The sequence below is a fragment of the Xanthomonas indica genome (genome assembly GCF_040529045.1).
GTDB lineage: Bacteria > Pseudomonadota > Gammaproteobacteria > Xanthomonadales > Xanthomonadaceae > Xanthomonas_A > Xanthomonas_A indica.
The window spans coordinates 307016-327655 of the sequence record NZ_CP131914.1 but is presented as its reverse complement, the minus strand read 5'-3'; the positions used below and the strand labels follow the sequence as shown (position 1 = coordinate 327655).

The 20640-nt window shown below is 70.2% G+C and carries 20 protein-coding genes; 12 read left to right on the top strand and 8 right to left on the bottom strand.

Annotated features, from left to right (window positions below):
• From Q7W82_RS01380 to Q7W82_RS01370, 3 genes are all read right to left on the bottom strand, one after another.
• Positions 1-372 carry a hypothetical protein gene (locus Q7W82_RS01380; protein ID WP_242159200.1) on the bottom strand — a complete coding sequence of 124 codons (372 nt, stop codon included), beginning with the start codon at positions 370-372 and terminating at the stop codon, positions 1-3.
• Positions 373-637: 265 nt separating this feature from the next.
• The gene (locus Q7W82_RS01375) at positions 638-1102 is read right to left on the bottom strand and encodes a hypothetical protein (protein ID WP_242159201.1); all 465 of its coding nucleotides are present in this window, start codon (positions 1100-1102) and stop codon (positions 638-640) included.
• A gap of 160 nt (positions 1103-1262) precedes the next feature.
• Positions 1263-1628 carry a hypothetical protein gene (locus tag Q7W82_RS01370; protein ID WP_019797800.1) on the bottom strand — a complete coding sequence of 122 codons (366 nt, stop codon included), beginning with the start codon at positions 1626-1628 and terminating at the stop codon, positions 1263-1265.
• Positions 1629-1824: 196 nt separating this feature from the next.
• Here Q7W82_RS01370 and Q7W82_RS01365 point away from each other — a divergent pair, with 196 nt between their 5' ends.
• A complete protein-coding gene (locus Q7W82_RS01365) occupies positions 1825-2073 on the top strand; it encodes a hypothetical protein (protein WP_010340624.1) in 249 nt (82 codons plus the stop codon).
• 206 nt (positions 2074-2279) lie between these two features.
• Positions 2280-3272, top strand: coding sequence for a porphobilinogen synthase (gene hemB / locus Q7W82_RS01360; RefSeq protein ID WP_242159202.1), 993 nt, complete (start codon positions 2280-2282; stop codon positions 3270-3272).
• A 190-nt stretch (positions 3273-3462) separates the two neighbouring features.
• On the opposite strand, the gene Q7W82_RS01355 is transcribed toward hemB, so the two are convergent.
• Positions 3463-4464, bottom strand: coding sequence for an NAD-dependent epimerase/dehydratase family protein (locus Q7W82_RS01355; protein ID WP_242159203.1), 1002 nt, complete (start codon positions 4462-4464; stop codon positions 3463-3465).
• A gap of 91 nt (positions 4465-4555) precedes the next feature.
• On the opposite strand from Q7W82_RS01355, the gene Q7W82_RS01350 reads away from it, so the two are divergent.
• Complete coding sequence (locus Q7W82_RS01350; protein WP_242159204.1) at positions 4556-5443, top strand: LysR family transcriptional regulator; 888 nt, start codon at positions 4556-4558, stop codon at positions 5441-5443.
• A gap of 118 nt (positions 5444-5561) precedes the next feature.
• On the opposite strand, the gene Q7W82_RS01345 is transcribed toward Q7W82_RS01350, so the two are convergent.
• Positions 5562-6317, bottom strand: a complete 756-nt coding sequence (locus Q7W82_RS01345; RefSeq protein WP_242159205.1) for a DNA/RNA non-specific endonuclease — start codon at positions 6315-6317, stop codon at positions 5562-5564.
• A 199-nt stretch (positions 6318-6516) separates the two neighbouring features.
• Here Q7W82_RS01345 and Q7W82_RS01340 point away from each other — a divergent pair, with 199 nt between their 5' ends.
• Complete coding sequence (locus Q7W82_RS01340) at positions 6517-9024, top strand: sulfite reductase flavoprotein subunit alpha (RefSeq protein ID WP_242159206.1); 2508 nt, start codon at positions 6517-6519, stop codon at positions 9022-9024.
• Positions 9025-9562: 538 nt separating this feature from the next.
• On the opposite strand, the gene Q7W82_RS01335 is transcribed toward Q7W82_RS01340, so the two are convergent.
• The gene (locus tag Q7W82_RS01335; protein WP_242159207.1) at positions 9563-10453 is read right to left on the bottom strand and encodes a TolB-like protein; all 891 of its coding nucleotides are present in this window, start codon (positions 10451-10453) and stop codon (positions 9563-9565) included.
• A gap of 52 nt (positions 10454-10505) precedes the next feature.
• On the opposite strand from Q7W82_RS01335, the gene aroE reads away from it, so the two are divergent.
• From aroE to Q7W82_RS01295, 8 genes are all read left to right on the top strand, one after another.
• Positions 10506-11354, top strand: a complete 849-nt coding sequence (gene aroE, locus Q7W82_RS01330; RefSeq protein WP_242159208.1) for a shikimate dehydrogenase — start codon at positions 10506-10508, stop codon at positions 11352-11354.
• 37 nt (positions 11355-11391) lie between these two features.
• Positions 11392-11736 (top strand): hypothetical protein, encoded by a 345-nt coding sequence (locus Q7W82_RS01325; protein WP_242159209.1) that lies wholly within the window; start codon positions 11392-11394, stop codon positions 11734-11736.
• A 34-nt stretch (positions 11737-11770) separates the two neighbouring features.
• Positions 11771-12136 (top strand): hypothetical protein, encoded by a 366-nt coding sequence (locus Q7W82_RS01320; RefSeq protein WP_242159210.1) that lies wholly within the window; start codon positions 11771-11773, stop codon positions 12134-12136.
• A 67-nt stretch (positions 12137-12203) separates the two neighbouring features.
• On the top strand, positions 12204-14333 hold the full coding sequence (gene dinG / locus Q7W82_RS01315; protein ID WP_242159211.1) for an ATP-dependent DNA helicase DinG: 2130 nt from the start codon (positions 12204-12206) through the stop codon (positions 14331-14333).
• Between the two features lie 146 nt (positions 14334-14479).
• Entirely contained in the window at positions 14480-14977 is a 498-nt protein-coding gene (locus Q7W82_RS01310; protein WP_242159212.1) for a hypothetical protein, read from the top strand.
• Positions 14978-15281: 304 nt separating this feature from the next.
• Positions 15282-16805, top strand: coding sequence for a catalase KatB (gene katB, locus Q7W82_RS01305; protein WP_242159213.1), 1524 nt, complete (start codon positions 15282-15284; stop codon positions 16803-16805).
• A gap of 61 nt (positions 16806-16866) precedes the next feature.
• Positions 16867-17424, top strand: coding sequence for an ankyrin repeat domain-containing protein (locus Q7W82_RS01300; protein ID WP_160946774.1), 558 nt, complete (start codon positions 16867-16869; stop codon positions 17422-17424).
• A gap of 234 nt (positions 17425-17658) precedes the next feature.
• Complete coding sequence (locus Q7W82_RS01295; RefSeq protein WP_242159214.1) at positions 17659-19230, top strand: SDR family oxidoreductase; 1572 nt, start codon at positions 17659-17661, stop codon at positions 19228-19230.
• Between the two features lie 55 nt (positions 19231-19285).
• Here the strand turns inward: Q7W82_RS01295 and Q7W82_RS01290 are convergent, their stop codons facing one another.
• Together Q7W82_RS01290 and Q7W82_RS01285 are read right to left on the bottom strand one after the other, a co-directional pair.
• The gene (locus tag Q7W82_RS01290; protein WP_242159215.1) at positions 19286-19714 is read right to left on the bottom strand and encodes a hypothetical protein; all 429 of its coding nucleotides are present in this window, start codon (positions 19712-19714) and stop codon (positions 19286-19288) included.
• Between the two features lie 158 nt (positions 19715-19872).
• Positions 19873-20340 carry a metallophosphoesterase family protein gene (locus Q7W82_RS01285; protein ID WP_242159216.1) on the bottom strand — a complete coding sequence of 156 codons (468 nt, stop codon included), beginning with the start codon at positions 20338-20340 and terminating at the stop codon, positions 19873-19875.
• Between the last annotated feature and the right edge of the window lie 300 nt (positions 20341-20640).

Genomic DNA, 20640 nt, shown 5'->3' with positions numbered 1-20640 from the left:
TCAATGATCCTTTGGAACCTTCTCGGGTCGCTGCCGTCCCGTCCAGTCGCTGGCCTTGCCGCCGCCGATCGGGCAAATATGCATGTACTGATAGACCGCATCGACAGCTTTCTGCGTCCACGGTTTGAAGCATACGTTTCCGACGCAGCAAGGGCCGGTCGACGTTGGCCAAGGACAGTAGCCAGGTACTGCAACCCACACGCCGGCTTGAGGAGTCACAGGCGTCCAGTTCTTGTCCTTGCCCTTGCAGCCTTGTGTGCACAAGACGAAGGGATCGTTGTCGCGACAGGCCAGATCTTCATAGACCTCCTGCGCGCCAGCGACGCCCTGAAATCCCAGAAACGCCACCAGAATCCATATCCATCGCTTCATCGCACTTCCCTCTGTCGAAAGCGGTCCGTCCCAGACGTTCGGACCAAACGTGTCGTCGCATGCGGGCCGCACCCCGGATCGAGACCCGCGACGGGTCGTGCCGATCCTGCCCGCAAATAGCTTAGCAAGGGTTTCAGCACGCCAGGGGATGCCATGCGCCACGGGCCCTACCCGGCCCAGCGGGCTGACACGGGCGATCCGCTTCGGAGCGAGGCGCGTGCATCGGCCGGGCAGGCCAACAGGCCCATGCCCGACCTGACCGGATTCAGCGACCGGGCGGTGGTGCAGGCTGCGGCGCCGCCGGCGCTGGTCCCTGCGCCCCCGGCGGCACCCAGATCGCCATGCCCGCGGCGCGCTTCTGCGTGGTGGGGATGCCGATGCCCAGGCCGCCGCCGACGTGGCCGCCGTAGCTGCCCGCGCCGACCGACAGGCCGCCGCCGGAGCGCTGCGAGCCCACGCCCATCAGCACCACGCCGTTGGCACCGAGCTTGGCCGCGTCGCGCTTGAGGCGGGCCACCGCCGCGTCGGTCTGGCCCTGGGTGCCGAAGCCGGCCGCACTGGAGGCCTCCAACTGGGCGATGTCGATCGCCCCGGGGGGCGGCGCGGAATAGATCTGCACCAGCGCCGGATCGATCGGCGGGCGTGCCGCGCCGACCATCACCTTGGAGGAGCTGGCGCAGCCGGCCAGGGCCAGCAGCAACGCCAGCGGCAGCAACGGTCGGACAGTCATGGCCTTACCCCCGTGTTCGGATCTCACGCGATCATAGGCGGGCCGGGTGAATCGCGCCGAACCCGCCGCCGTCACCCTGGCAGGGTGGGCGTGATCCCCATGCCAAGGGTCGGGCGTCTGGCGGGGCAGCACGCCGCTGCGTCGTGCAGCGGCATGATCGTCAGTGCTCGTAGGGCACGTTCTCCGGACGCCGGCTTGGGTCCGTCCAGTCGCCTTGTGTGACGGCGGCAGGACAGATGTCTTCGTACTGCCTGACGGCCACGATCGCGGTGGGCGTCCACGCGCCGCAGTGCGAACCGTGCTTGCAGCAGCGCACCGGACTTGGCCGCAGGCAATACCCGGGGTCCGCTTGCCAGGAGCCGCTGATCGGGTCGACCGGGCTCCAGTTCTTGTCCACGCCCTTGCAGCCTTGGGTACAGAACACGAACGGGTCGTTGTCGCGGCACACGAGCTTCTTGTAGACGGGCTCGGCGACGGCGGGGAACGACAGTAGGCAGATGGCGAAACTCCATATCCAGCGCTTCATGGGCTGCTCCTCGATGGGGGACGGTCCAGGTTCCTGTCCCGCATAAAGACGATCCAGTGCGTGCATCCCCTACCCGCGTTGCCTGGGCGATCCGTCGCGCGGTCAGCGGGGACTGCCCGCTATCAGCCGGGCGGACGCGCCGCGCCAGCCTCCGCAGTGCGCTATCGTGCAGGCTGACATTCGCATGGAGGCCGGCATGGGCCTGATCAGTCTGCTGTGGGGCATCGTGGCGTTGCTGTGGATGATCCTGGCCTTCATCCCGTTGCTCGGCTGGGGCAACTGGTTCCTGATCCCGTTCGCCGCGGTCGGTGCGCTGATCGCCGCGATCGGGCTGCTGTTCACCGCCGCGCCCAACCGCGGCCGCGCCAAGACCGGCCTGATGCTCAATGCGCTGGTGATCGTGGTCGGGGTGATCCGGCTGAGCCTGGGCGGCGGCGTGATCTGAGCCGCAGGCCGGCGACCGGCATGCTGTGTTGCACCATCCCATGCGGCGGGCCACGCCGGCGGGAGTAACATGCGCAGCCGACGGCGCCGCTCGCGGGCCGCCTTGCGTTCACGCCGGTGCCGGCGGCGCGGCCTGCGGTGCCTTGGCGGCATCGGCCCGTGCGACCGGCGCGGCCTCCCAGAATCCGCCCACCCAGGAGCCTGCACGTGGCCCATCCCCACTATCGCCCCCGGCGCATGCGCCGCGATGCCTTTTCGCGCCGCCTGATGCGCGAGCACACCCTCACCGTCGACGACCTGATCTGGCCGGTGTTCGTGCACGACGTGCCTGGGCGCACGCCGATCGCCTCCATGCCCGGCGTGGAGCGCCTGTCGATCGAGGAACTGCTGAAGGAGGCCGAGGCGGCCCTGGAACTGGGCATCCCGGTGATCGACCTGTTCCCGGTGATCGACCCGGCCGGCAAGTCGCTGGACGCGGCCGAGGCCTGGAACCCGGACGGCCTGGCGCAACGCGCGGTGCGCGCGCTGAAGACGCGCTTCCCCGAGCTGGGGGTGATGACCGACGTGGCGCTGGATCCGTACACCAGCCACGGCCAGGACGGCATCATCGACGACCGCGGCTACGTGCTCAACGACATCACCGTCCAGGCGCTGGTGCAGCAGTCGCTGTCGCACGCGCAGGCCGGCGTGGACATCGTCTCGCCGTCGGACATGATGGACGGGCGCATCGGCGCGATCCGCCGCGCGCTGGATGCCGACGAGCACCTGCACGTGCGCATCATGGCCTACTCGGCCAAGTACGCCTCGGCGTTCTACGGCCCGTTCCGCGAGGCCGTGGGCAGCGCCGGCAACCTCGGCAAGGCCGACAAGACCACCTACCAGATGGACCCGGCCAACGGCGACGAGGCCCTGCGCGAGATCGCCCTGGACCTGGAAGAGGGCGCGGACATGGTGATGGTCAAGCCTGGCATGCCCTACCTGGACGTGGTGCGGCGGGTGAAGGACGAGTTCCGCGTGCCGACCTTCGCCTACCAGGTCAGTGGCGAGTACGCGATGCTCAAGGCGGCGATCGGCAACGGCTGGCTGGACGAGCGCGCCTGCGTGCTGGAGTCGCTGATGGCGTTCAAGCGCGCCGGTGCCGACGGCGTGCTGACCTACTTCGCGCCGCAGGTGGCGCGCTGGTTGCGCGAGGCGCGCTGATCCAGCGTCTGTCTGTCAGAGACACCTCCGTCGCGACGCTTTTCTCGGGAAAGCCCTGTCGCGACTGAAGTCGCTCCTACACAGGCAGGAGCTTGCGATCCATCGACCCATCTATTTCGGCTCCTCGTAGGAGCGGCTTCAGCCGCGACCGGGCGTTCCCATTACAGCCCGGTCGTGCCTGAAACCGCTTCTACGCGCACGTCGGCGTTGCCGATGGAGATGCCACCGGCAAACAGCTCAGTCCGCGCAGCGTCGCCTCCACCGCCACATCCAGCGGCGTATGCGGCTCTTCGCCGAGCAACTCCAGCAGCCGCGTGTTGCGCATGCGCAGCGGCTGCCGCCACAGTGGACGCATCTCGTGCAGTTCGCGCGCCAGCGGCCAGAACGGCACGGCCAGGGTCAGCAGCGGCCACGGGAAGCGGCGCGTGCGCGGCGGCGCCAGGCCGTGGCGTTGCGCGACCCGCGCGATCGCCGCGGCCATCTGCGTGCCGTCGGCGTCCCAATGTCCATCCATGTGCAGACGGGCGAAGGCCGGCAGACGCTCGCGTCGTTGCAGCAGCGCCCGCATGGTCCGCGCCACGTCCGGCACGTAGGCCCACTGGTGGCCTACGCCCGGATCACCCGGCAGGGTCACCGTCGTGACCGGTCGTCCCGGCCGCACCAGCCCTTGCGCGAACCAACTGTTGCCCACGCGCGGGCCGAAGAAATCCCCTGCGCGCACCACGATCACCCGTGCGCCGTGCGCGGTCGCGGCCTGCAGGCGTCGCTCCAGTTCCACCCGGATCGCGCCCTTGCGGGTGATCGGCACCTGCGGTGCGTCTTCGTCCGGCGCCGGATAGGCGTCCGGGCCGTAGTTGTAGACCGTGCCCGGCAGGACCACGGTGGCACGCTCGGCGATGGCCGCGGCGACGGTGTTGTCGATCATCGGCAGCACCAGTTCCGACCAGCGCCGGTAACCCGGTGGATTGACCGCATGCACGATCACCGCGCATCCCTGCGCCGCCTGCAATACGTCCGCCCGCTGCTGCGCATCGCCGCGGCACCAATGGATGCCATCGCGCTCCTCGCTGGCGTGGGCGAGGCCACGTTGCAGGGCGCGCACCTGCCAGCCGGCGTCGCGCAACTGCCGCGCCAGTTCGCCGCCGATGCCGCCGCTGGCGCCCAGCACCAGGGCCGTGGAAGAAGGGGACATGACAGCGCTCCGTTGGGGTCGGTGGTCAGTGTCGGTGTCGGTGCCGCTGAAGAAAATTGGCGAATAGCGCGGACCAGCTATACATTTCTGTATGGACAACACGATCGGCTGGGAACTCTATCGGTCCTTCCTGGCGGTGCTGGAGGAAGGCTCGCTGTCGGCGGCGGCACGCGCGTTGGGCCTGACCCAGCCCACCGTCGGCAGGCACGTGGCGGCGCTGGAACAGGCGCTGGCGGTGCCGCTGTTCGTGCGTTCGCAGACCGGCCTGCTGCCGACCGATGCCGCACTGGCCTTGCGCGGGCATGCGCAGGCGATGGGCAGCCTGGCCGCGTCGCTGCAGCGCGCGGCGGGCCGCCACGGCGATGCGGTACGCGGCACGGTGCGCATCGCCGCCAGCGAGGTGATCGGTGCGGAGGTGCTGCCGCCAGTGCTGGCGGCCTTGCGCCGCGCGCATCCGCACCTGCGGCTGGAACTGGTGCTGAGCAACCGGATGCAGGACCTGCTGCACCGCGAAGCCGACGTGGCGGTGCGTATGACCCGGCCGACCCAGGAGGTGTTGGTCGCGCGCCACGTCGGCGCGGTGGCGGTGGCACTGTTCGCACACCAGGACTATGTGGACCGCTGCGGCCTGCCGCAGACGCTGGAGGACCTGCCGCAGCATGCGCTGATCGGTTTCGATGTGGAGACGCCGTTCCTGCGCGCGGCGCGCAGCGCCCTGCCGCTGTGGCGGCGCGAGGCGTTCGCGTTGCGTGCCGATAGCGACCTGGCGCAACTGGCGCTGTTGCGTGCCGGCTGCGGCATCGGCTTCTGCCAGGTCGCCCTGGCGCGGCGCACGCCGGCGCTGGTGCCGGTGCTGCCGCAGCAGGTGCGCGTGGGCCTGGAAAGCTGGATCGTGATGCACCAGGACGTGCGCGGCAGCGCCGCCTGCAGCGCAGTGTTCGCGGCGCTGGTCGAGGCGATGACGGCGCACGCCGCCTGAGGTGCGCGCGCTTGCAGTGGCGGCCGGCTGGCGCACACGCGCGCCTCCGGCCGCCCCAACCCGGGCAGGGAGTCAGGACGCTTCTACGAATCCCGATTCCCCACTCCCGAATCCCCGCTTACGGCAACGTCAGGGCGATCGGATTGGCCTTCATGCTGGCGCTGATTGCCGGGAACGGATCCACGCCGGACATGGTGATGACGTCGTTGATCGACACCACGTCGCAGTTGATGGTGCTGTCGTTGACGCACATGTAGGCGGCCGCGCCGTTGCCCGGCTCGTACACCGCCTTCCACACGTAGTTCGGGATCTGCACGTTGTCGGCGCCGATGCTGCTGCGCGTGCCGCTGTCGAAGGCCGGGCCGGTGACCACGTAGACCTCGCCGCGCTGCTTGGCCAGCTGGCGCACCTGCTCTTCGATCCGCGCCCACTCGCCGGTGTTGAGCTTGTGGTCCTGCGGGACCACGTTGGCCATCGAGAAGGTTTCCTTCTCCGAGTTGGTGGTCGAGGCATCGCCGGCCGGGGTCATGTGCCCGCGGTCGAAGCCGGAGTTGGTGTAGTCCGAGGTGTGCGAGCGGTCGGCGGCGGGGATGCCGGTCTCGTCGTGGAAGGAGCCGACGCGGCCGATCGATTCGGCGCCGGCGACCTGCTGGTCGGTCAGGTGCTCGGCCGAGTACAGCGGGCCCTTGGTCACGCCCGAGGCCATCAGCACGTATTCGGTATGGCAGACCTCGGTGGTGCGGCTGGTGATCGACGCGTCGAGCGTCGGCGCCTTGCCGCCGGCGTAGAGCGTGGGGCAGCTGGTGGCGGCGCTGGCCGCCTGGGCGGCGAACAACGCAAGCAGGGCAAGACAACCGCGCAGGGAGACGGACATTGCAGGAACCTCGGGGGTGGTCGATGGAGGTGAAGAAACTGGCCAGGTTCGATGTCCGCCAGGTGACCGCTGGATGTGCGGCAAATGGCAACCGCGGCGGCGGTCACGCTTGGCGGTAGACGCCGCGCCGGGCCGGATCAATCGCATGCGATAAGCGTTCTCATTTACAATGCGCGCCCGCCCTGTCCCCGCCCGCGCCGTGATCAAGACGCTGTTGTTCCAGTTGCACTGGCTGCTCGGCATCAGCGCCGGGCTGGTGCTGTCGGTAATGGGGCTGAGCGGCGCCACGCTGGCCTTCGAGGACGAGATCGTGCGCCTGGCCAATCCGCCGCTGGCGGCGATCGCCGCGCGCCATGCCGCCGGCGAACAGCCCTTGCCGCTGGCCGAGCTGGCGCGGCGCCTGGACCTGGACGGCGCACACCGCAGCAACCGGCTGCTGATCGACCCCACCGGCACGCGGCCGTCCGCGGTACGCCTGCCCGGCCGCGACGGCGGCCGCCTGTACTTCGATCCCTACACCGGCGCGGTGCTGCCGGCGCCGCGCCTGGACGGGTTCTTCTCCTTCGTCGAAGACCTGCACCGGCGCCTGGCCGCCGGCGAGCGCGGCAAGGCGGTCACCGGGGTTTGCGCCTTCGTGCTGATCTTCTTCTGCCTGTCCGGGCTGTACTTGCGCTGGCCGCGGCGCTGGTGGAGCTGGCGCGCTTGGTGGGCGGTGGAGTGGAACCGGCAGGGACGCAGCTTCCTGTGGAGCCTGCACTCGGTGATCGGCACCTGGTGCCTGCTGCTGTACCTGCTGATCGCCGCGACCGGGTTGTACTGGTCCTACGACTGGTACCGGCAGGGGCTGGTGGCGATGCTCGGCGGCGATGCTGCGCCGAAGGACAAGGCCGGCGGCCGCGGCGGCAAGCCGCCGGCGGTGGACTACGCACGGCTGCAGGCGGCCCTGGCGACCGTGCCCGCTGCGCAGCGCGCCTACCTGGATCTGCGCCTGCCCGGCCGCAGCGGCCAGCCGATCGTGGCCCGCTACCTGCCGCCCGATCCGGCGCACGACCGCGCCTACGACAGCGTGGAGGTCGATGCGGCCAGCGGCCGCATCCTGCGCCACCTGGAGTATCGCCAGCAACCGCTGGGCCGGCGCCTGCTGACCAGCATGTTCGCGCTGCACACCGGCAGCTTCTTCGGTCTGCCCGGGCGCGTGGTGATGCTGCTGGCGAGCCTGTGCATGTCGCTGTTCTTCGTCACCGGCTGGATGCTGTACCTGGACCGCCGGCGCAAGAAGCGCGCCTTGCGCGATGCGCGGCGTGCGCTGCCGGGGCTGGTCGGCGATGCCGCCGGTTCCTGGCTGGTGGGCTTCGCCAGCCAGAGCGGCCTGGGCGAGCGCCTGGCCTGGCAGACCGCCGCGCAACTGCAGGCCGCCGGCCTGGCGGTGGACCTGCGCTCGCTGGCGCAGCTGGACCTGGCGCACCTGCGCGGCACCCAGCGCGCGCTGTTTGTGATAAGCACCTTCGGCGATGGCGAACCGCCGGACGCGGCACGTGGCTTCGTCCGCCGCGTGCTGCGCCAGGCGCAGGCGCTGCCGGACTTGCGCTATGCGGTACTCGGCCTGGGCGATCGCCAGTATCCGCAGTTCTGCGGCTTCTCGCGCGAGGTGCAGCATTGGTTGGACGCACAGGGCGCGCAGGCGCTGTTCCCGGCGCTGGAGGTGGACAACGCCGATCCGCAGGCGCTGGCGCAGTGGCAATGGCAACTGTCCGCGCTCACCGGCGTGGCGGCGTCGGCGCCGGTGTTGCAGGCGCCGGAACCGCTGGACTGGCGCCTGGCCGGCCGCGTCCTGCTCAACCCCGGCAGCGCCGGCGCCCCGGTGTGGCGCATCGATCTGGCGCCGCCGCCGCAGGCGCACTGGCACGCCGGCGATATCCTGGAAGTGCAGCCCTGTCACGCCGCCGACACGGTCCGCGCCTGGCTCGCCACGCAGGCGCTGGACGCCGAACAGACGGTGCACGCCGATGGCGTGCGTCAGCCGCTGTGGCAGGCGCTGGCATCACGGGCGTTGACGCCGCCAGCGCCGGGCGACGATCTGCAGGCCTGGGTGGATGCGCTGCCGAGCCTGCCGTTGCGCGAGTACTCGATCGCCTCGGTGCCGGCCGACGGCCTGCTGCAACTGGTCGTGCGCCTGACCCTGCGCGACGACGGCAGCCCCGGCGTGGGCGCCGGCTGGCTGTGCCAGCACGCGCCGGTGGGTGCGGTGCTGCGCGCGCAGGCGCGGGCCAACCCCGGGTTCCGCCGGCATGGCGATGCGCCCATGCTGCTGATCGGCAACGGCACCGGTATCGCCGGCTTGCGCAGCCTGCTGCGCGAGGCCGAGCAGGCCGGCGTGCATGGGCACTGGCTGCTGTTCGGCGAGCGCAACGCCGCGCACGATGCGCTGTTCGGCGACGAATTGCGGGCCTGGCAGGCCGCGGGCCACCTGCAGCGCCTGGACCTGTTGTTCTCGCGCGACCAGGCGCACAAGCGCTACGTGCAGGACGGGCTGCGCGAGGCCGCCGACACGCTGCGCGCCTGGGTGGCGCGTGGCGCCACCGTGTACGTCTGCGGCAGCCTCGCCGGCATGGCGCGCGGCGTGGACACCGCATTGCGCGAGATCCTGGGCGAGGACGCGCTGGATGCGCTCAGCGCCGAGGGGCGCTACCGACGCGATGTGTATTGAGATGATGCGCCGATAGCGGCGTAATCGGCGTGCGCTGCGTGCGCTGCGTGCTTGCGTCGACTGCTGCTGCACATCATGTGCCGGCTGGAGATGCGAGTGACGCGACTTCAGGGCGTCTCCTATCGTCTGCGCCGGTCAGGGATCAACCGGATACGCCGTGCCTTGTAGGAGCGGCGTCAGCCGCGACCGGCACCCGGGAATGTACGTCGCGGCCGTTTCTGCAAAAAAGGGCGAAATGCGCTCGTGCAAGACCACGGGGTGTCTCGCTGACTGCGGTAGAGCGCGTTGTTGGAGCAGGGCTTCGGTTGCGGCAAGCGCAGAGGGGATGCGCCCAGGTGCCAAGCGTCCGGACTGAAGTCCTCCCACAACGGCCTTTTCTTACGTCGCTTGCCCGACGGCATGGCAGCGGCCCGGGCATCCCGGAAACGCCCGGGCGTGGTCGCCGGACGGCGTGCCTGCCGCCACCGCACTCCTTCGGCGAACCTGCGCGACTGCGCTCGACCAATTGCCGCGTGCGTCGCGTCGCCGCGCAACCCGCTTACATGCAGTCGCCGCTGCCGGTCGCCGCCGGCGCCTTGATCCGGTACAGGTCGCGCTTGCCGGCCTTCGGCGCGCGGGTGCTGCCGGACAACAGCAGTTCGCCCGGCTTGGATGCGTCCACTACGGCGCCGGCGGTGTGGCCATCGCTGCCGTTGAACGACAGCGCCAGCGGCTGCGGGTCCGCGTAGCGGCCGCCGGCACATTGCGCCAGCAGCACCTGGCTGCGCGCGCTGCCATGCGCACGGGCGAACAGCAGCGCGCGGCCGTCGCCCAGCCAGGCGGCGTCGCTTTCGTCGTCGGCGCTGTTGACCCCGGCCAGCGCCTGCGGGCGCACGAACCCCTGGCCGTCCAGGCGCGCCACGAACAGGTCCAGGCCGCCGGCGCCGCCATGGCCATCGCTGGCGAACAGCAGCCGCGTGCCGTCCAGCGAGAGGGCCGGCGCACGTTCGTCGCCCGCCGAATTCACTGCCGCGCCCAGGTTCTGCGGCGCGCCGTAGCCGCCGTCGGCCAGCACCGGCGCACGGTACAGGTCGCTGCCGCCGTGGCCGCCGGGACGATCGGAGGCGAAGTACAGCCAGCGGCCGTCGGCGCTGAAGAACGGGTCGCTGTCCTGGTTCGGCGAGTTCACTGGCGCCGGCAGCGGTTGCGGGTCGCGCCAGCGCCCGTCGCGCAGCACCGCCTGCCACAGGTCGCCGTCGCCGGGCCCGCCGGCGCGGTCGGGACTGGCCCAGACGATGCGCTGGCCGTCGGGCGACACGCTCGCGCGGGTCTCGTCGGCGGCGGTCGACACTACCCCCATGCCCTCGATGCCGAATTCGGAAAGCGCGAACGCACACGGCGCGCAGAGTAAACTCGCGGCCAGCGCGAGCGGCAGGGCAGGGGTCCGCATGAGGGATTCCATGGAATGTCGCCGCCAGTCTAAAACAACCAACGAGCGCTCCATGCCCAACTCCCGTTTTGCCGTGTTCGGCCATCCCGTCGCCCATTCGCTGTCGCCGCGCATCCACGCCGCCTTCGCCAAGCAGACCGGCATCGCCCTGCAGTACGAGGCGATCGACGTCCAGGCCGACGGGTTCGCCGCGGCGCTGGCCGCCTTCGCCGCGGCCGGTGGCGTCGGCGCCAACGTGACCCTGCCGCTGAAGGAAGCCGCGTTCGCGCTCAGTCTGGTGCACAGCGCACGCGCGCAGTCCGCCGGTGCGGTCAACACGCTCAGCTATCGCGATGGCCAGTGGCACGGCGACAACACCGACGGTGCCGGCCTGGTACGCGACCTGACCGGCCGCAACGGCCTGGACCTGCGCGGTCGCCGCGCGTTGCTGCTGGGCGCCGGCGGCGCCGCGCGCGGCGTGGCGCCGGCGCTGCTGGACGCCGGCGTGCAGCAGCTGGTGGTGGTCAACCGCGCGCCGGAACGCGCCGACGCGCTGGTCGATGCGCTGGGCGAGCCGGCGCGCGCGATCTCGCGCTATTGGGAAGACCTGCGCGAGCTGGGCGATTTCGAACTGATCGTCAACGCCACCACCATCGGCCGCGATCCGGCCGCCAGCTTCACCCTGCCGCTGTCGCTGATCAACAGCATGACCCTGGCGGTGGACCTGAACTACGGCGAGGTCGCGATCGCATTCCTGGCCTGGGCGCGCGCGGCGCGGTGTCGCGACACCGTGGACGGCCTGGGCATGCTGGTGGAACAGGCCGCCGAGAGCTTCGAGGCATGGCATGGCGTGCGCCCGGAGACCGATCCGGTGTATGCCGCGCTGCGCGAGCGAGACGCAGTGCTGGTCAGCGCCGACTGAAAGACGTCGCCTCCGCCATCCATCCGGGAGTAAACGCATGGACGAATCGTTGATGCTGCAAGTGCTGACGCGACTGCTGACGCAGTTGCCGCTCTTGCTGGTCTATGTGGTCGGTCTGGCGCTGCTGTTCACGCGCCGTCCTGGCCGTGCGCGCACCTTGGGCATCTGCGGGCTGGCGATCCTGCTGCTGGCCTTGGGCCTGGGGACGGCGATGTCGTTCGTGCCGATGTGGCTGATTTCCCAAGGCCATAGCTACTCGTCGGTCTCGAGCATGCTCGGCATCGTCAGCTTCGTCGCCGCGCTGATACTCGCGGTGGGCATGCTGCTGGTGGTGCTGGCGCTGCGCTTCGCCCTGCCGCCGCGCGTGGCGGCGCCGCACTGACCGACGCCGACGGGCCTGGCCCATGGAGGGCGCCATGCTGGCGATGGGGCTGTACCCGGTGCTGGACGTGAGCGCACTGACCGGCGCGCTCGGCCTGCTGGCGCGCCTGCTGCTGCCGCTGATCGCCCTGCTGCTGCTCCCACGGCTGGCGCCGGGCCGCGCGCGCACCCGGGCACGGCTCGGGCTGACGGTGTTGCTGGTGGGCGCGCTCCTGCCGCGGCTGTTGGACGCGGTGCTGAGTTGGGCGGCCCTGATCGACGGCCAGTTCCGCGCCAGGCATCCGGGCGTCTATGCGCTGGTGCATCTGCTGGACGATGCGCTGTACGTGGTCGGCCTGGGGTTGCTGCTGCGCGCGCTGTGGCTGGCGCTGCCGCGCAAGGCCGCGCCGCCGGCGCCGTAAGGCGGCACGGCGCGCCGTTCAGTTCCCGCGTTTCAGTCCTTGCGACGGGACGTGAGAAAATGTCGGGATGACCGAGTCCCCTTCGCCGTCGACGCCGCCCGCGTCCGGCCCGTCCCCGCGCCAGCTCACCGAACCGGTCAAGCTGGCCATCCGCGATGCCTACGCCAAGCTGCAGGCCAATACGCCGGGCTTCCGCGTGCGCCGCGCGCAGAGCCAGATGATCGGCGTGGTCTCGCGCGCGCTGGGGACGTCCGGCGGGGTGGGCGTGGCCGAGGCGCCCACCGGCGTCGGCAAGAGCCTGGGCTATCTGACCGCCGGCGTGCCGATCGCACTGGCCAGCAAGAAGAAGCTGGTGATCAGCACTGGCACGGTGGCGTTGCAGTCGCAGCTGGTCGAGCGCGACATCCCGGCCTTCCTCAAGGCGACCGGGCTGGAGGCCACGGTGGCCCTGGCCAAGGGCCGCACCCGTTACCTGTGCACGCGCAACGTGGCCGAGCTGCATGGCGAAGCCGCGCAGGACAGCATGTTCGAGGACGAGGCGCCGCTGTACGACCGCCCGCTGAGCCCGGCCGAGGCCGAACAGGCGCGGGCGCTGGCCAAGGCCTATGCCGACAGGACCTGGAACGGCGACCTGGACGCCGCGCCGGAGCCGGTGCCGCCTTCGCTGCGCGCGCGCATCACCACCAATGCCGCCGGTTGCGCCGGCCGGCGCTGCTCGTTCGCGGTGCAGTGCCCGGTGCTGAAGGCGCGCGGCGAGGTGCGCGATGCGCAGATCGTGGTCACCAACCACGCCCTGCTGCTGTCGGCGCTGTCGCTGGGCGACAGCGACAACGGCCAGCCGCTGATCGCGCCGCCGTCGGACATGCTGCTGGTGCTCGACGAGGGCCACCACATCGCCGGCGTCGCCATCGACCAGGGCGCGGCCAATCTGCCACTGGACGAGATGGCGCGGCGCACCGGCCGCCTGCAGGCGCTGGTCGGCGCCGCCTACCGGCTGGCCGACAAGGACCGCATCGGCAACCAGTTGCCCAACGAGGCGGTCGAACTGGCCGCGCAGGTGGCCAAGGGCCTGAAGGCGTTCCGCGCCGAGATCGAGCGGGTGTGGGTGCCGGAGCCGGGCCAGGACGAACCGATGTGGCGCGCGCCCAACGGTCGCCTGCCCGAGGACTGGAAGCCGCTGATCGACGCGCAGGCGCAGGACACCGGGGCGCTGCTGAACTGGGTGCAGGCCGCGCACCAGATGGCGGCCAAGTCCAAGCAGGAGGATGCGGCCAAGGAGCGCCTGCAGCGCAACCTGGGCATGGCCCTGGAGATGGTCGAGCAGCAGTACGCGCTGTGGCTGGGCTGGCGCCGCGAGGACCAGGACGGGCAGCCGCCGATGGCGCGCTGGATCACCGCCTCGCGCGATGCCGACCTGATCTGCCATTGCTCGCCGGTGTCGGCGGCGCAGGTGCTGCGCTCGCTGCTGTGGAGCGAGGTGGACGCGGCCGTGCTGACCTCGGCCACGCTCACCGGCGGCGGCGATTTCCAGGCGCTGGCGATCGACAACGGCCTGCCCGCGCATGCCGAGATGGTGTCGCTGTCCTCGCCGTTCGACCTGCCCAACCAGGCCGAACTGATCGTGCCGGCGTTCCCGGTGGCGCCGGACGACCGCGAGGGCCATCCGCGCGAGGTGGCGCGCTACCTGGTGCGCGAGCTGGACTGGGGCAAGGGCTCGATCGTGCTGTTCACCTCGCGCTGGAAGATGCTCAAGGTGGCCGACCTGCTGCCGATCGCGCAGCGCAACCGCGTGCTCGTGCAGGGTGATGGCTCCAAGTCGCAGATGATCGGCGAGCACATGCGCCGCATCGCCGCCGGCGAAGGCTCGGTGCTGTTCGGCCTCAATTCCTTCGGCGAGGGCCTGGACCTGCCAGGCGAGGCCTGCACCACGGTGGTCATCACCCAGGTGCCGTTCGCGGTGCCGACCGATCCGCAGACCGCCACGCTCGGCGAATGGTTCGAGAGCCGCGGCCTCAACGCCTTCAACCTGATCGCGGTGCCGCACGCGCTGCGCACCCTGACCCAGTTCGCCGGCCGCCTGATCCGCACCGCCGACGACCACGGCCGCGTGATCATTCTCGATTCGCGGCTGCTGACCAAGCGCTACGGCAAACGCATCATCGATGCGTTGCCGCCGTTCAAGCGGGTGATCGGCTAACGGATGTGACGCCGGTTGGGCTGGCGATGTGACGCCGTGCGCCAAGTCGGCATCGCAGTGGCGGCGATGCCGTGCGGTTGCCGCCGCAGCGCGGACAGGCCGCGCGCGCTGGTCTAGTATCGCGGGCGACAGGGGGGGGAATGATCATGCGAATCGCCAGACAGTGGGCGTTCGGAGCGGCGTTGTGCATGCTGGCGGGCATCGCCGTGGCGCAGCCGACAGGCGCACCGACAGAAGACACCGCGGCGGCAGCGCCGGCCAATCCGGCCTACCGTACGCAACTGCTGCAGTTGATCAGCGACGACGCGCAGGCGCGCGCCGATCTCAAACGGGACTACACGCCGCAGCGGCTGCAGCACGATACCGTGTCGCTGCGCGCGTTCGCGCGCGAGGTGCGGATGGCGCAGAAGGAAAGCCAGGAGCGCCTGACCGAGCTGATCCGGCGCCAGGGCTTTCCCGACGCGCAGGCGGTCGGCGCCGAGACGGCGCACGCGGTGTTCCTGATCGCCCAGCGCATCACCGAGCCGGGCTTCCGCGCCGACTTCCAGCGCGGGATCGACGCGGCCGTGCAGCGCGACGCCTACAGCCGTGCCGATCAAGCGCTGTTCGCCAATCGTAGCCGCGCGCTGAGCGCGAAGCGCTAGCGTCGCCATCGCGGCAATGCCGACGCGGCATCGCGCCGCGGTGCGCGTGCGAGCGCATCGCCAGGTGTCGATGCTGCCGATGCCCTTCGCGCATGTCTACATTTTGCGGCCGATCTGCACCGGCATCGCCGTTGATTGACGCTGCAGCTGCGCTGTCGCTGCAACGGAATGCGCGCTCCTGCAACGGTCGCGATCACAGTGCGCGTGCATGATTGGCCGCGTCGATGGCATCGATTGCAAGGAACGAATGTTCTGTGCGCCGCACTGCCGCCATGCTGCAGCTCCCTTCACGCGAGCCGACGCCATGCGCCCTGGATCCCTGTTGTTGCTAGTCCTGTTGTCGCCTTCCCTGATCCTGTCGGCCAGCGCCGCACAGTCCACGCTCACCCGCGACAACGGCGCACCGGTGGGCGACAACCAGAACTCGCAGACCGCCGGGCCCAACGGCCCGACGCTGCTGCAGGACGTGCAACTGATCCAGAAGCTGCAGCGCTTCGACCGCGAGCGCATCCCCGAGCGCGTGGTGCACGCGCGCGGCACCGGCGTGCATGGCGAGTTCACCGCCACCGCCGACATCTCCGACCTGAGCAAGGCCAAGGTGTTCGCGCCGGGTACCACCACGCCGGTGTTCGTGCGTTTCTCCTCGGTGGTACACGGCAACCATTCGCCGGAAACGCTGCGCGATCCGCACGGCTTCGCCACCAAGTTCTACACCAGCGAAGGCAACTGGGACCTGGTCGGCAACAACTTCCCGACCTTCTTCATCCGCGACGCGATCAAGTTCCCGGACATGGTGCACGCGTTCAAGCCGGACCCGCGCACCAACCTCGATGACGATGCGCGCCGCTTCGATTTCTTCTCGCACGTGCCCGAGGCGACCCGCACGCTGACCCTGCTGTACTCCAACGAAGGCACGCCGGCCGGCTACCGCTTCATGGACGGCAACGGCGTGCATGCCTACAAGCTGGTCAACGCGCAGGGCCAGGTGCACTACGTCAAGTTCCACTGGAAGAGCCTGCAGGGCCTCAAGAACCTGGATCCGCAGCAGGTGGTGGCGGTGCAGGGCAAGGACTACAGCCACCTGACCAATGACCTGGTCGGCGCGATCAAGCGTGGCGACTATCCGAAGTGGGACCTGTACATCCAGGTGCTCGCGCCCGAGGATCTGGCCAAGTTCGACTTCGATCCGCTGGACGCCACCAAGATCTGGCCGGGCGTGCCCGAGCGCAAGATCGGGCAGATGGTGTTGAACAAGAACGTGGACAACTTCTTCCAGGAGACCGAGCAGGTGGCGATGGCGCCGGCCAACCTGGTGCCGGGCATCGAGCCGTCGGAAGACCGCCTGCTGCAGGGGCGCATCTTCTCCTACGCCGACACGCAGTTGTACCGCGTCGGCACCAATGGCCTGAGCCTGCCGGTGAACCGGCCGCGCGTGGCGGTCAACAACGGCAACCAGGATGGCGCGATGAACGCCGGCAGCACCAGCAGCGGCGTGAACTACGAGCCGAGCCGGCTCAGCCCGCGGCCGCAGGATCCGAACGCGCGCTACAGCCAGTTGCCGCTGTCCGGCACCACCCAGCAGGCCAAGATCACGCGTGAGCAGAACTTCAAGCAGGCCGGCGAGTTGTTCCGCAGCTACAGCAAGAAGGAGCAGCAGGACCTGATCCAGAGCTTCGGCGAATCGCTGGCCGGCACCGACGACGCGAGCAAGCACATCATGCTCTCGTTCCTGTACAAGGCCGATCCGGCCTACGGCAGCGGCGTGGCGCGGGTGGCCAAGGGCGACCTGGCGCGGGTCAAGCAACTGGCTGCGCAGTTGCAGGATTGATGCGTCCCACGCGCGGCGGCGGCGCTATCGCCGCGCCGCGCATCTTCTTGCGGAGATCACTATGCGTCGTGTTGTTCTCTTCCTGCTCGGTCTGGCGGTGAGCGCCACGGCCGCCGCGGCACCGGCCGCGCCTGCGGCCCCCGATCCGGCCGCGGTGCAGGCGCAATTGCGCACCTATTTCTTCGATGCCGCGCGGCAGGGCCGCCAGGACATGCTGGCCGAATTCATCCGTGCCCATTACGACCTCGATACCCGCGACGACAAGGGCTATACCGCGTTGATTCTGGCCGCCTACCACGGGCAGCAGGCGGCGGTGGAGCAGTTGCTACGCGCCGGTGCCGATCCCTGCGCGCAGGACAAGCGTGGCAACACCGCGCTGATGGGCGCGATCTTCAAGGGCGAACTGAGCATCGCCAAGCGGCTGATGCAGGCCGATTGCGCGCCGGACCAGCGCAACAACGCCGGGCAGACCGCGGCGATGTACGCGGCCCTGTTCCAGCGCACCGAGGTGCTGAAGGAACTCGCGGCCAAGGGCGCCGATCTGCAGGCCAAGGATGCGCAGGGCAACGACGTGGCCCGGCTGCAGCGCGGCGAGTTCGCGACCGCACCGGCGCGCTGAGCGGTCCCGGCCTGGCTCCTGGGCGGGTGCCGGGCACGGCGATCGCACGGCGCGTGGATCGCAGGCCCCGGATCGGCGAAAATGCCCGGGTGGCCGGTTCCTCCGGCCCGCCGCGGCCCGAGCCGCCGCTGTCCGCCGCCTTGGCGGGAGGTGGCGCATCCGGGCTGCGTGCTGCCCTGTCGGCATCGTGCCGGCGCTCTGCCGCGGCTCGCCGTTGCCCATCCCGGATCTGTCTTGAACGCCACTGCCCCTGTTTCGCCCGACGACCTGCCCCTGGCCGAGCGCCTGCGCATCGCCCTGGACCTGCTCGAGGCCATCGCCGCCGACCGGCGCGTGCTCGATGCCGTGCCGGAGGCCGAGCGGGTGCGCCTGCTGCAGGTGGTCGCCCAGGTCTTCAACCCCGAACCCAAGGCGCGGCGCAAGCTGCTCAAGGAACAGGCGCGCGAGCGCCACCAGGAGAAGGTGCGCAAGGCCGAGGAGTTGCTGGCGCAGACCGGCATCCGCGCGCTGCGGCGCAAGCCGGTGTTCAGCACGCCGAACTATTTCCCGCCGCACACGCCGGAAGCGCTGATCCACGCGCAGGCCGCGGCGGCCGAGCCGGCAGCGCACTCGCCCGAACTGCGCCACTGCTACGTGTGCAAGCAGAAGTACACCGAGCTGCACCACTTCTACGACCAGATGTGCCCGCCCTGCGCGGAGTTGAACTACGTCAAGCGCACCGAGACCGCGGACCTGCGCGGGCGCGTGGCGCTGCTCACCGGCGGCCGGGTCAAGATCGGCTACCAGGCCGGGCTCAAGCTGCTGCGCGCCGGCGCCGAGCTGATCGTGACCACGCGCTTCCCGCGCGACTCGGCGGCGCGCTACGCGCAGGAGCCGGATTTCGCCGAATGGGGCCACCGCCTGCAGGTGTACGGGCTGGACCTGCGCCACACGCCCAGCGTCGAGGCGTTCTGCAGCGAACTGCTGGCCACCCGCACGCGCCTGGATTTCATCGTCAACAACGCCTGCCAGACCGTGCGTCGGCCGCCGCAGTTCTACGCGCACATGCTGGCCGGCGAGACCGCCGCGCTGCACGAGCTGCCCGAACACGTGCGCCGGCTGGTGGGCCAGTACGAAGGCCTGCGTGGCCCCGACCTGCTGCCGTCCGGGGGGAACACGCTGCCGGCCGGGGCCGGCAATGGACGCGCCGGTGCCGACGGTCTGCTGCGCGCCGCGGAACTGTCGCAGGTGCCGCTGCTGGCCGACGACCTGCTCGCCCAGCAGCACCTGTTCCCGGAAGGACGCCTGGACCAGGACCTGCAGCAGGTGGACCTGCGCGGGCGCAACTCCTGGCGCCTGCTGCTGGACGAAGTGTCGTCGGTGGAGCTGCTGGAGACGCAACTGGTCAACGCGGTCGCGCCGTTCGTCCTCAACGCGCGGCTCAAGCCGCTGATGCTGCGCACGCCCGAGCGCGACAAGCACATCGTCAACGTGTCGGCGATGGAGGGGCAGTTCTACCGCAACTTCAAGACCACCCGGCATCCGCACACCAACATGGCCAAGGCCGCGTTGAACATGATGACCCGCACCTCTGCGGCCGATTACCAGAACGACGGCATCCACATGAACAGCGTGGACACCGGCTGGGTCACCGACGAGGATCCGGCCGAGATCGCCGCGCGCAAGGTGCAGGAAGAGCGCTTCCATCCGCCGCTGGACATCGTCGACGGCGCCGCGCGCATCGTCGATCCGATCATCCACGGCTTCAACACCGGCGAGCACGTGTGGGGCCAGTTCCTCAAGGACTACGCGCCGACCGATTGGTGAGGCGGCGCGTCGCCATCGCAACGTTGCGCGACGTGTATTCGCGCCCGCGCGCGGCCTAGCCGCGCGTGCGGTCCGCGGCCGTCGCGGCAGCGGGTTCGGCGTGCTTCTCGCGGCCCCAGAACTCCACCATGATGGTCATCATGGTCCACACGATCAGCGTCGGCTGCACCTTGTCCGGCAGCAGGTCGTGCCCCTTGAGCATCACGTCGATCACCTTCGGCAGCAGCAGCGCCATCACCAGGGTGTAGATCGCGTAGGCCACCCGGTGCCGGCTGCTGGAAATGAACAGGATCGAGATGACCAGGCTGGCGAGCACGGCCAGCGCCACGCCGAACTGCCAGGCACTGAGACGTTCGGTGCCGGTGAGCACCAGGCCCAGGACGGCGCTGAAGAACATGTTCAGGCCGTTGAGGTTGGCCTGGTACTCGTCCTTGGTCATGCGGCCGAGGCCGACCTTGCCGAACACGTTCCATCCCTTGCGCATGCTCGCTCCCCTTCGCGCTGTCGCATCCTGGCGCCGCCACGCCCATCCGCTGGCCGCACGCCTCCCCGCGCCCACTGTAGCGAAGATCGCGCGTGTCCGCCGCCTGTCCGCCGCACGCGGGGCATCCGTGCGCCGACAGCGCGGGACGCGCGCCTGCGCTAGCCCAGGGTCTGCAACTCGCCGCGCGGGCCGGTCGCGGTCAGATACAGGTGGCCGAGGCTGATCGGCAGGCGGAAGCGGCGCGGGCCGGCGCTGCCGGGGTTGAGATAGAGCACGCCATCGCGGGTCTGCAGCGACGGCATGTGCGAGTGGCCGCTGATCACCACGTCCACGCCGTCGGCGACGTGGTCCAGCGTCTTCAGGTCGTGGCGCACGTGCAGGCGCACGCCCTCGATGTCCAGGTCCAGGGTCTCGGGCAGCGCCTGCGCCCACGGCGCGGTATCGATGTTGCCGCGGATCGCGTGCAGCGGCGCCAGTGCCCGCAGCGCCTCCAGTACGTCGGCTTTGCCGATGTCGCCGGCATGCACGATGGCCGCACAACCGCGCAGCGCCTCCAGCGCCTCGGGCCGCAGCAGGCCGTGGGTGTCGGCGATCACGCCGAGATGCAGCGGTCGAAGGGCAGGCATCGGTGGCGCTTCCTTGGGGCAGGACCAGCCTGCAGCCTACCGATTCGGGGTGGTGGTGTCGTCGACTGTATGTGCGCGCCAGGTTCGGTGGAGTTGGTTGCGCCGAAGCATCGTGCCGATGCCCGGGACGGATCAACGCCGGTATCGGCACTTGCGCGCATTGCCGGCGTGTCGCGGCGCATCCCGGCGTTGCAATCGCGCGTGTCCACGAGCCGCGCCCTCGGACCGCCATGCATTAACCCGCACGTAGCGGCGTGCCGCTTCGTGGCGGCATGCGCACGCGACGTGTTGTACCGTTGC